Origin of the sequence: Streptomyces phaeoluteigriseus, from assembly GCF_001896135.2 — a bacterium.
In the GTDB taxonomy this organism is placed as follows: domain Bacteria; phylum Actinomycetota; class Actinomycetes; order Streptomycetales; family Streptomycetaceae; genus Streptomyces; species Streptomyces phaeoluteigriseus.
The window spans coordinates 1,475,873-1,486,711 of record NZ_MPOH02000015.1 but is presented as its reverse complement, the minus strand read 5'-3'; the positions used below and the strand labels follow the sequence as shown (position 1 = coordinate 1,486,711).

Annotated in this window: 5 protein-coding genes and 5 pseudogenes; 3 read left to right on the top strand and 7 right to left on the bottom strand. The window is 74.8% G+C overall.

The window, feature by feature from the left end; genetic code table 11:
* Positions 1-371: 371 nt before the first annotated feature.
* The 6 genes and pseudogenes from BM536_RS24675 to BM536_RS24650 form a co-directional block, all read right to left on the bottom strand.
* Positions 372-1,495, bottom strand: a pseudogene (locus BM536_RS24675) (AAA family ATPase).
* A 123-nt stretch (positions 1,496-1,618) separates the two neighbouring features.
* Positions 1,619-3,319 (bottom strand): VMAP-C domain-containing protein, encoded by a 1,701-nt coding sequence (locus BM536_RS24670; protein ID WP_094103477.1) that lies wholly within the window; start codon positions 3,317-3,319, stop codon positions 1,619-1,621.
* A 214-nt stretch (positions 3,320-3,533) separates the two neighbouring features.
* Positions 3,534-3,779 (bottom strand): annotated as a pseudogene (locus tag BM536_RS43150) (CU044_2847 family protein); the annotation flags it as partial.
* Between the two features lie 156 nt (positions 3,780-3,935).
* Positions 3,936-5,269 (bottom strand): annotated as a pseudogene (locus BM536_RS24660) (carboxyl transferase domain-containing protein).
* Entirely contained in the window at positions 5,266-6,729 is a 1,464-nt protein-coding gene (locus tag BM536_RS24655; RefSeq protein ID WP_094103476.1) for an acyl-CoA synthetase, read from the bottom strand. The pseudogene BM536_RS24660 and the gene BM536_RS24655 overlap by 4 nt, the downstream one beginning before the upstream one ends.
* An 84-nt stretch (positions 6,730-6,813) precedes the next feature.
* Complete coding sequence (locus BM536_RS24650) at positions 6,814-7,164, bottom strand: hypothetical protein (RefSeq protein ID WP_073498716.1); 351 nt, start codon at positions 7,162-7,164, stop codon at positions 6,814-6,816.
* A gap of 50 nt (positions 7,165-7,214) precedes the next feature.
* On the opposite strand from BM536_RS24650, the pseudogene BM536_RS24645 reads away from it, so the two are divergent.
* Positions 7,215-8,149, top strand: a pseudogene (locus BM536_RS24645) (ATP-grasp domain-containing protein).
* Here the strand turns inward: BM536_RS24645 and BM536_RS43145 are convergent.
* Positions 8,109-8,700 (bottom strand): annotated as a pseudogene (locus tag BM536_RS43145) (hypothetical protein). The pseudogenes BM536_RS24645 and BM536_RS43145 overlap by 41 nt on opposite strands.
* A gap of 399 nt (positions 8,701-9,099) precedes the next feature.
* On the opposite strand from BM536_RS43145, the gene BM536_RS24635 reads away from it, so the two are divergent.
* Complete coding sequence (locus tag BM536_RS24635; RefSeq protein ID WP_073498719.1) at positions 9,100-9,873, top strand: IclR family transcriptional regulator; 774 nt, start codon at positions 9,100-9,102, stop codon at positions 9,871-9,873.
* Positions 9,870-10,718: an SMP-30/gluconolactonase/LRE family protein gene (locus BM536_RS24630; RefSeq protein WP_073498721.1), complete on the top strand. Its 849-nt coding sequence runs from the start codon at positions 9,870-9,872 to the stop codon at positions 10,716-10,718. The genes BM536_RS24635 and BM536_RS24630 overlap by 4 nt, the downstream gene beginning before the upstream one ends.
* Positions 10,719-10,839: the final 121 nt, after the last annotated feature.

Below are 10,839 nucleotides of genomic sequence, written 5' to 3'. Positions count from 1 at the left end.
GGTTCGGCCGGGGGAGGCGCGGCGGGGGCGGTGGCCTCGTCCTGACGGGGTGGCGGCGCGGGCCTCCGGTTCTCCGGCCCGGTGCCCTCCGACCGGCCTTCCTCCAAGTGGCCGGCGAGCCAGAGCAGTTCCGCCAGTTCCCGCGGGGTCGGGGCGGTCCCCGCGGCGCCGTCAGGAGCGCGGCGAGCCGCCCGACGGCCGTACGGTCGCGCTCCCGCGGGAGCCTTTCAGCAACCGGCTTCCCCTCGGAAACCGGCTTCTGCTCGGTAACCCGCTTCTGCTCGGAAACGGGCTGCTGCTCGGATGTCGGTGGGCGGCCGGATACCGGTGGGCGGCCGGATACCGGTGGGCCGTCGGACGCCCGTGGGCGCTCAGAAGCCATCGCCGTCCGCCGTCGCGCTCAGATACGGCATCAGCTCGTCCGCCAGCGCGTCGCGGGAGTCCGCGTCCAGGCCGGCGACGCCCGTGAGGTAGAGGGCGTTCAGCAGTTGGTCGGTGGCGAGTTCACCGTCGGCGGCGCGGGTCAGGAAGCGGTTGATGAGGTGTTCCGCGTCGCCCGCCGGGGTGTCGAGGTGGGCGCGGACGATCTCGGTGAGCTGCTCGCGGTCCGGGCGGCGCAGCCGCAGGCGGACACAGCGGCGCAGGAAGGCGGGCGGGAACTCGCGCTCGCCGTTGCTCGTCAGTACCACGAACGGGAAGGCGTGGCAGCGCACCCGGCCGCGGCTGACCGTGACCGGCTCGTCGGTGTCGTCGGCGAGGACCCCGGCGGTGCTGCCCTCGGTGAACCGGCGGGCGGCGCGCATCAGTTCGGGGATCTCGTACTGGCCCTCCTCCAGCACGTTCAGCAGGTCGTTGGGCAGGTCGAGGTCGCTCTTGTCGATCTCGTCGACCAGGAGGACGCGGGGACGGCGGTAGGGGAGCAGGGCCGTGCCGAGGGGGCCGAGGCGCAGGTGTTCCTCGACGTCGGCGCTCGCGGGCGGGCCGCCCTCCGGTCCGCCGGACCCATGTGCGCCGATCCCACGTCCGCCGGTCCCTCGTCCCGCGGTCCCGGACGCCTCACCGCCGGGCGGCGTCTCGTCGCCCGCCCGCCACGCCGCCCGCCGGGCCGCGTACAGCCGGGACAGCGGTCGTACTGGTAGAGCCCGTCGGAGAGGGTGGAGCGGCTGGTGATGTTCCAGCGCAGGACCGGGCCGAGCCGCAGTTCGCGCGCCACCGCGTAGGCCAGCGAGGACTTGCCGGTGCCGGGCGGGCCGGTGACCAGCAGCGGGCGGCGCAGCACGAGCGCGGCGTTGACGAGCTGGACGGTCTCGGGGGCGGCCACGTAGGTGCGGGCGCGGTGCGCGCGGTCGGGGGAGACGGCCGCCCGGTCGTCGGTGTCCCGGGGTGGGGGCAGGACGGGCTCGCCGTCGAACGCCCGCCAGGGCGGCGGGGCGGGCAGGTCGTCGATGCCGTCGTGCGGCTCGCTGTTGCCGGTGTAGACGGACCAGTGGGGCATGCGGGATCTCTCCGTGCGGTGAACTCGGCGCGCGGGTGTGTGCGCGGGTGGGCGGGTGCGCCGGCATGCACGCGTGCGGGCGCGGGCCGCGGGCGGATGGGGGTGCGGGCGGGCCGCGGGCGGTCAGGCCACGGGCGATCGGGCGTGCGCCGCCCCCGTCTCGCCGTGCGGGTCGGTGAAGACGCGCGGGTCGTCCCACAGCAGTTGGATGTCGCGCGCCCAGTGCTCGTCCTCGGCGTCGGCCTCTTCACGCAACTCCAGGATCCTGCGGGGGAGTTCGGCGGGCGGGACGCCGGACACGCAGGTGTCGAGCTGGTCCAGGAAGCTCTTGCCCGTGCAGTCGGCGCCGCCCGCGCAGGGCTCCTCGGGGCCGCTGTCGCAGCCGCCCCGGGACCAGACGACGACCGGGGCGGGCGCGGTGAGCGTGGTGTCGAAGTGGGGGCGGGTGTGGGGCGCGGCCGGCGCGGTGCCGAACCCGGCGAGACAGGCGTCGGACTGCCGCAGCCGTACCCGCAGCCGGCGCGGCTCCTCGGGCGTGCCGCACTCGACCCGGTGCAGTTGGGCGCCGGGCGCGGAGTCGAGCCGGTTCCAGGCGCGGGTCAGCTGATGCCGGGCGCCCGCCCGCCGCCGCGCCTGGTCGGTGACCACCAGGGGGTACACACAGCCGAGCGGGGTGTCGTCGTCGGGTGCGCTCGCCCAGCGGTCCACGGGCAGGTCGATCCAGTCGCGGGGCAGCGCGAAGGTGATCAACTCGTCGGAGCCCGGGGTGAGGTACCCGAAGGCCGCCTCGATCCGCTCCTGCACATAGCCGTGCAGCCGGGACTGCGGGACGGTGTCGGACCCGACCGGATGCCGACGGCCCCCGCTGTACGCCGACACCTCGACGCGGACCTGGCCGTCGCCCGCGCCGCTGTGCCGCAGGTCGACGAGGATGGGCGACCACTCGGGCGCGGCGGGCGTCTCCACCGGGGCCCGGAACAGCGCCTCCACGTGCTCGGTGAACCTGGCGACGGTGCCCGCCGCGTCCTCGCCGTCGATCTCGCACAGCACGAACAGCGCGGCCGAGCGCAGCGAGTCGAAGCCCTCCGGCGGCGGCTCGGGGTCCAGCGCTCCGGCGGCGGCCCGGTAGAGCCGTACGGGATCGCAGTCCAGGCCGGCGCGGACCGCCCGCTCGACCAGCTCGCGCAGCCGGGCGCGGTCGGCGGTGCGGTGGTCGGAGGTGGGGACGAGCCCGGCGAGATCGGGCCAGTGCCGGGCCATCACCTCGGTGGGCATCATCCGCCCGTTGCGCACGCCCCGCGTCCCGGCCGCGGCCGTGACCATGCCGACCACCTCACCGGTGTCGACGAGGGTGACGGCGGCGCCGCTGAAGCCCGGTTCGAGCGGCTGCCCGTCCGGCTGCCAGGCCTCCAGCTGCATCCACTCCTGGTTGATCAGCTGCGGTGCGGTGACCCGGTACTCGGCGAGCGTTCCCTCGTCGAAGCCGACGGGGAAGCCGTACACGACGAGCTTGCGTGGCTGTCGGCCGTACGCGGTGTCGACGGGCGCGAGCGCCGCCGGGGCGATCTCCACCTCGTGGGCGAGTTCCAGTACGGCGAGGTCGCCGAGGTCGGTGGCACCGCCGGCCCAGCCGCCCTCGGCCACGACCCGGGCCGGGACGGGTGCCGAGCCGGGCCGCTCCGTGAAGGTCACCGCCAGCGCTCCGGCCGGCCCCTCGTGCACGACATGGGCGCAGGTCAGCACCTTGCGCGGGGTGACCAGGAAGCCGGCTCCGACGACCTGGCCGGCGCACTCGATCCGGGCCTGCCACTCGGCGCTCCTCATGAGGCGCCGGAAGGCTCCGGGCGAGGGGAGCGCGAAGAGGACTCGGGCGGAGGGCAAGGGGACTCGGGCCGAGGGGAAGGGGACTCGGGCGGAGGGGAGGAGGATGCCGCCGCGCGGCCGGTACGGGGTCCTGCGTGCGGTCCGCCGACGGGGACCAGGTCAGTCTGACGATCAGGTGGCCCTCGGCCGTGCCCTTGGCGATGATCGCGCCCGTCTCGGCCGCCAGCTTCACCCCGAACTCGATCTCCACGCCGTCGGGCCGCAGCGCGCCGTCGCGGAAGACCCGCAGCGCGGACTCCGCGGCCGAGCGCACGCCCTCCAGAGCACCCTCGAAGGTACGGGCCGCCTGCACGGTGCCGTCGCCGCGGGCCACCAGCCGGGAACCGGGCCGCTGTTCCTCGACGGACTCGACGGCGACCACGGCACCGTCGTCCGTCGTGAACTCCACCACTGCTGCCATGACGCCCCCGTCGTGCTCCTCGAACCGCGGCTCTGTGCACCGCCATTGTCACGGACGGTACGCGAGGTTGTCGTGTTCCCGCCTCAATGGCCCGCCGGTGCTGTCGGAAACCGGCCACGACGTCCTCGCACCGCCTTCCGGGGGTGTCGGCTCGCCTCACGGCAGGTCCGTGCGGACCACCCCCAGCTCCGCCAGGTCCTGCGGCCCGATCCGGAGTTGACCGGCGGTCGCCTCGACCTCCTCGGGCGGCCGCTTCAGGATCGCGGCGGCCGACTCCGGGGCGATCACCGAGAAATAGCTGTCCGGGGTGGCCCAGGTACGGCCGGGCGCGGCCAGCGCCAGCGCGCCCCCGGAACCGCCCTCGCCGATCAGCAGCGTGGTGACGGGAGTCCGCGCGGTGGCCAGCGCGCCGAACAGCTCGGCGATCGCCGCGCCCGCGCCCTGCCGCTCCGCCTCGGCGTCGTTGGCCGCACCCGGTGTGTCCACCAGGGTCAGCACCGGGATGCCGAGCCGGTCCGCGAGCCGGATCAACCGGGTCGCGGTGCGGTATCCGGCGGGCCGGGTCGCGGCCCCCGTCTGGGCGGCGTACGCGACGGTACGGCCCTGACGCTCGCCGAAGCCGCACAGCATGCCGTCCGGATCGGTGCCGCCGCAGCGGTCGCCGCCGATCGCGGCCCGCACGGTGAAGTAGGCGTCCAAGTAGACTCCGGCGCGCGGGCGTTGCGGTGACCGGGCACGCCGGACCGCGTCCCAGCCGGTGGCGGGGAGATCGTCCGCGCCGAGGGCACGGGGGACCGGCGCGGGCTCCTGCGACGGGCGGGTCAGCAGCCGCAGCCACCTCCCCAGCGTCTCCCGCAGCGCCCCCGGCTCCACGACCGCGTCCGCGGACCCTGCCGCGACCTGCGCCTCGGCGGTGTACGCGGCCGGGTCCGCGTCGGGCGGCCGTACCCGCGACCCGGCGAAGCGACCTGCGCGCCCGGCAGCGCGAGCACCACGTCCGCGCCCGCGCCCAGGGTGGCCCAGCCGCCGCCCGTAGTCGGATCCCGCAACACGGCGACCTGCGCCAGCCCGGCCTGCCGCGTCAGTGCCGACTGCCTTGCCACCCGCTGGAGCTGCGTGAGGGCCAGCATGCCCTCCTGCATGCGGGAACCGCCCGTCGCCACCAACGGGACGACCGGCAGCCGGTGTTCGCGGGCGTAGGTGTGCGCCGCCTCCAGCCGGTCGCCGGTGCGTACGCCCAGCGAGCCGCCCAGGAAACCGAACTCGAACGCGATCAGCACGGCCCGGGTGCCCTCGACCGTGCCGGTGCCGCAGACCACGGACTCCGTCTCCCCGGTCCGCTCGGCGGCACGGGCGCGGGAGGCGCCGTAGCCGGGCCAGGCGAGAGGACCGTCCGATGCCGAGTCCCTTGCCGGACAGGGGAGTTCGTCGAAGGAGTCGCAGACGAGGGCGAGGATCTCGCGCGCGGAGAGCCGAAGGGGGCCGCTCACGACGGCAGCGCCCGTTTCATGATCTTCCCCATGTCGTTGCGGGGCAGCACGTCGAGATACCGCACCACCCGGGGCCGCTTGTGCGGGGCGAGCCGCGTCGCCACATGGTCGGCCAACTCGGTCTCATGTGGAGGTGATTGGCGGTCCTGCGGCACGATCCACGCCACGATCCGCTCCCCGAGGTCGGCGTCCGGCTCCCCGGTGACGGCGGCCTCCCGCACTCCCGGATGCTCCAGCAGCGCGTTCTCGATCTCACCTGCGCCGATCTTGTGACCGCCGCTCTTGATCAGGTCGGTGGCCTTGCGTCCGACGATCCGGACGTAACCGTCACCGTCCCGGACCGCCATGTCCCCGGTCCTGAACCACCCGTCGGCGGTGAACGCCCCGGCCGTGGCGTCCGGCCGGTTCAAATACCCGGTGAACAGGTTCGGCCCGCGCACCTGGATCTCCCCGACGCTCTCCCCGTCGTACGACGTCAGGGGCGTCCCGTCCTCCTCCACGAGCCGCAGCTCCACACCGGGCAGCGGCAGCCCGACCGTGCCGGCCCGGGGTTCGCCGTCGGCGCGCACGGAGGTGTTCATCAGCGTCTCCGTCATGCCGTACCGCTCGATCACCCGCTGCCCGGTCGCGGCGGTGATCCGCTCGTGGTCGTGCACGGGCAGCGCGGCGGAACCGGAGACGAGCAGCCGGGCACGGCCGAGCGCCTCGGCGAGGCCGGGGTCGTCGGGGAGGGTCTCGGCGAGCCGGTGGTACATGGTCGGCACCCCGAACAGCATGGTCGCGCCGCTGTTCAGCTCCCGGGCCACCCCCTCGGCGGAGAACCGCCCCAGATGCCGCACGGATCCTCCGCGCCGCAGCGGCCCCAGAACGCCCAGCACCAGCCCGTGCACATGGAACAGCGGCAACCCGTGGACGAGGACGTCGTCGCCGGTCCACGCCCAGGCGTCGGCGAGCGCGTCGAGCGTCGCCGCGACCGCCCGCCGGGGGATGACCGCGCCCTTGGGCGGGCCGGTGGTGCCGGAGGTGTAGACGACGAGGGCGGGGTCCTCGTCGCCCACGGGGACCCGGTCGGGGAGCCGTCCGCCGATGGCCCGCACGTCCACGTCGACGCGCGGCACGTCGCCGACGGCAGAGGGGAGTTCGTCGCCGGGCGCGGCCAGGAGGAGCACGGGCGCGCTGTCGGACAGGATGTGCCCGAGTTCCCCCTCCCCGGACTTCGGGTTGAGCGGCACCACCGGAACCCCGGCCTCCAGCGCCGCCACGACGGCCACGGCCGTCTCCAGCGCGGGCGTCGCCCATACGGCGACCCGCCCGCCGCCGCCCGGCAGCCGCGCCGCCAGGGAGCCCGCCGCACCGGCGAGTTCCGCGTACGTCAGGGACCGGTCACCGAACCGCAGCGCCGCACGGTCGGACGGCGGGCCCGACGGCGGGTCCGTCAGGGCCGGGAAGAGAGAGGACACCGGAACACTCCTCGGGCAGGGGACGACAAGGTCGTTCCTACCCCATGACCGGCCCGGCCCGCCGGTTCCGGAGGTTGACGCCCGTCACTTCTCCACCGCGTCTGCCACCACACAGCTCACGTCGTCCGGCCCGCGCGCCCCGTTCGCCTCGGCGACCGGCGCGAGGACCGTGTCGGTTCGGGAGCGGGTCTCGGTGAGGAGAGTGCGGATACGGGGTCCGGGGACGACCGTCGACAGGCCGTCGGAGCACAGGAGGGGACGGTCGCCGGGGCGGGCGTCGTGCGGACGCGGTTCCGCGTTCGGGGTCGTGGCGCCGGGCAGGGCCTCGCGGAGGAGGGCACGCGCGGGTGGGCCCCGGCCTCCTCGGCGGTCGGCCGACCCTCGTCGTTCGCGGTCGCGGGGGCGGCGGTTAGCCTGCGGGTTCGTGTGCGCCACAGGCGTCACGAAGCGTTACGGACGTCGATCACCAGGTTGGAGAGTTCCCCGTGCCAAGAGTCGCCCTCGTCACCTACGACCCCCGCCCGGAGCCCAGCAAGGACCGCGACCTGCCGGTTCTGGTGCGGGCGCTGGAGGAGGCCGGGGCGGGGGCGGAGGCCGTGTGCTGGGACGACGCGGGCGTCGACTGGGCCTCCTACGACCTCGCCCTGATCCGCTCCACCTGGGACTACAGCTGGCGCGCGGCCGAGTTCACGGCGTGGGCGGAGCGCTGCGCCGAGGCTACGCGCCTGGCGAACCCGGCCGCCGTCGTGCGCTGGAACGCGGACAAGCGCTACCTCGGTGAACTCGCCGAGGCAGGCATACCCGTCGTCCCCACCCGCTACCTGGCCCCCGGCGACCCGGCCGACCTCCCCGACGACCACGAGTACGTCGTCAAGCCCACCTCGGGCGCCGTGCCCGCTACGCCGCCCGCTACACCCCCGACCAGCACGACACCGCCGTACGCCACCTCGCGCGCATGCACGGGGAAGGGCTGACGGCGATGGTCCAGCCGTATGTGCGGAGCATCGACACCGGAGGGGAGCGGGCCCTCCAGTTCTTCGGGGGCGGTCTGCTGCACGCCAGCCGCAAGCGGGCCGTGCTTGCTCCCGGCACCGCTTTCGACGCGACCAAGGTCGCCCATCCGGGGTTGGAGCCCTGGACCCCCACGGCGGCCGAACTCGACGTCGCGAAGCGGGCCCTGGCCGCGGTGCCGAACGCGCCCGAGCTGCTGTACGCGCGCGTCGACCTGGTGGACGGCGACGACGGCCGGCCGCGGGTGATGGAGCTGGAACTCGTGGAACCGAACCTCTTCCTGTTTCTGCACCCGGAGTCGGTACCGCGGGTGGTGGAGGCGATCCTCGCGGCGTCCGCCGCCCCCCAGGGACGCCGGACGCCGGGGTCTACTCCCGCACCGCCGTCCGCTGCAACAACCCCCAGGTGAACTCGGCGACCACCTCCCGCCGCACCCCCGCCCCGTCCGGCGCCGCGAAGGCCAGGCCCCAGCGGGTGGGCGCAGCCCTCCAGGGGCCGGGCGGGGGCGAAGGCGCGGGCGGCCTCGTCGACCGTGCAGGACCAGGGGGCGAGGTCGTCGAGCGTGTGGAGGGAGGGGCCGGGGGCGCCCGGCGCGCGGACGAGCCATTCGTTCCAGACGGCGCCGTTCGGGGCGAGGAGCACCTCGAAGCGAAGGTCGGGCCAGAGTGGGAGCGGCCACAGCCGGGCCTCGCAGTCCAGGTCGCCGATGCGGCGCACCGACTGTGCCTCGGGGGCGCCGAGGACGGAGCGGTACCGGGCGGCGGCGCCCCGGGTGCGGGGCGAGCGGACCATCGCCTGCCAGCGCCTGTTGGCCTCCCGCATGTCGATGAGCGAGGCGCCCAGCCCGCGGCGGGCGTCCTCCACCAGGTCCGGATTGTGGTCGGCCATGCGGCGCAGCAGCACCAGCTGGAAGTCGACGGGCGTGAAAGGGTGGCCGGCGGGGCGCGTGTCGGGCGGCATGCGAACCATCGTGGCCCACCGGGGAGGCGGCCTCACGGCGAACCGGGCAATAGGCCGTCGACGAACCGTTGCAGAGCCGGGGCGGAGCCGCTGCGGAGCCCTCCTCCAGCGGTCGACCAGCCGGTCGATCAGCGCGTCGACCGCCGTTCGACGCGCTGATCGACCGGCTGCGGACGACTGGGGACAGGCCGCGGACCGCCTGCGGACCGCCTGCGGACAGGCTGCGGACCGGCTGCTGACCAGTGTCCGATCGGCGGCCGATCGGCGGCGCGCCCCCACGCGCCCCTTCCGCGGCCATTGCCCGGCGCCTCGCTATGTGGCTAGCCTGTGTTCGTCATGCCGATCGTCTGTTGAAATTTCGAACGCAGGCCTGAAACGAACCAAGGGAGGGGGCCGGCCGTGGGACGACTCGTACCTGCCGTTACCCGGGCTCTCGACATTCTCGAGCTCTTCCTCGACGGGGACGGGACGCTCTCCGCCCCCGACATAGTGCGCCGGCTCCAGCTGCCGCGCACCACCGTGCACGAGCTGGTCACCACGCTCGCCGCCCGGTCGTACATCGTCACCGTCCCCGGACAGCCCGGACGCTACCGCCTCGGCGTGCGGCCGTACCAGCTCGGCAGCCGGTACGCCGAGCAGCTCGACCTGGCCGCCGAGGGCCAGCAGGTCGCCCGGACCGTCGCCGAGACCTGCGACGAGACGGTCCACGTGGCGATCCTGGAGGGCACGGACGTCATCTACATCGCCAAGGTCGACTCCACGCACGCCGTCCGCATGGTGTCGGCGGCGGGCCGCCGCCTCCCCGCGCACTGCACCTCCGTGGGCAAGATGCTGCTCGCCTCCCTCCCCGACGCCGAGCTGACCGCGCGGGTCCCCGACGACGCCGACCTGGTCGCGATGACGCCCAACAGCATCACCGAACCGGGCGCGCTGCGCGAGGCCCTGGCGGAGATCCGGGAACGGGGTATCGCGGTCGAGAACCGTGAGTCGAACCCGGACGTCAGCTGTGTGGCGGCCCCCGTGCGCGACCGCACCGGCCGGGTCGTGGCCGCACTGTCGATCTCCGTCCCCATGATCCGCTGGAGCGACGAGCGCCGCGGCGAGCTGGAGCAGCTCGCCGCCAAGGGCGCGGCCCAGCTGTCCGAACAGCTGGGCTACCGGAGCGTGGCATGACGAACGTGTTCGACGTCGCCGTCCGCGCGGAGGCCGCCCTCGGTGAGGGCCCGACCTGGGACCCGGCCACCGGCCGCCTCCTGTGGCTCGACATCCTCGGCTCGCGCCTGCGCACCTACGACCCCTCGACGGGCCGCAGCACGGTCCGCGTCACCGAGCAGCACGTGGGCGCGGCCAAGCCGCGCGCGGGCGGCGGTCTGGTCCTCAACCTCCGGGACGGCGTCGGCCTCCTGGACGAGGACGGGAGCTTCCGCTGGCTCCACCACGAGCCGGTCCCCGGCCGCCGCGCCAACGACGCGGCCGTCGCGCCCGACGGCTCGCTCTGGGCCGGCACGATGCGGTACGACGAGGCGCCGGGCGGGGGATCCCTGTCCCGTGTCACCGGGGACGGTTCCGTCTCCGTGGTCCTCGACGACGTCGCGGTGAGCAACGGGACGGGCTGGAGCCCTTCCGGCACGCTGATGTACTACATCGACTCCCCCACCCGCCGTGTCGACGTCTTCGACCACGCCGACGGGCGGGTGGCGAACCGTCGCCCCTTCGTCCAGATCGAGGACGGCGCGGGCTTCCCCGACGGGCTGACGGTCGACGCGGACGGATGTGTGTGGGTGGCGCTGTGGGGAGGGGGAGCGGTACGCCGGTACACCCCCGCGGGGGCGCTGGACCGGGTGATCGAGTTGCCGACTCCGCTGGTGACGGCCTGCGCGTTCGGCTCCGCCGGGCTGACGGATCTGTACGTCACCACCGCCCGGGTGGGCCTGGAGGCCCCCCACCCGCTGTCGGGCTCGCTCCTGGTCGTCCCCGACGCGGGGAGGGGCGTGGCCCAACCGGCGTTCATCGGCTGAGGGGTTGGCGGCCGGGGGATCGCGCAGCGGGGCGCCCCCACTCCCGGCTCCACCCGAGCATCATGCGGGCCAACCCAGCCCGACCCGGCCCGACCCGACCCAGCCGGGCCAACCAACCCAG